Below are 210 nucleotides of genomic sequence, written 5' to 3'. Positions count from 1 at the left end.
GGAGCGACGCGAGTCGCGACCGGGCGATTCCGCAGGCAATGCGCGGCGGCAAGGGCGGCATGGTCGATATCGCGACTTGCGTCGCTCCCACGGGAAACGCCGTGGGCGATCTGGCGCCGGCGCACGACCAGCGCGATGGTTTTCGTGGGAGCGACGCGAGTCGCGACCGGGCGATTCCGCAGGCAATGCGCGGCGGCAAGGGCGGCATGG

At 71.4% G+C, this 210-nt stretch carries 1 protein-coding gene; it reads left to right on the top strand.

The features are described 5' to 3' along the window. The coding region (locus C665_RS21025) for a hypothetical protein (protein ID WP_004331327.1) at positions 1-210 on the top strand (210 nt) is incomplete at both ends.

The organism is Thauera aminoaromatica S2 (genome assembly GCF_000310185.1).
Classification (GTDB): domain Bacteria; phylum Pseudomonadota; class Gammaproteobacteria; order Burkholderiales; family Rhodocyclaceae; genus Thauera; species Thauera aminoaromatica.
Note: the sequence above shows the minus strand (reverse complement) of the source record. Positions and strands in the feature narration are given on the sequence as shown.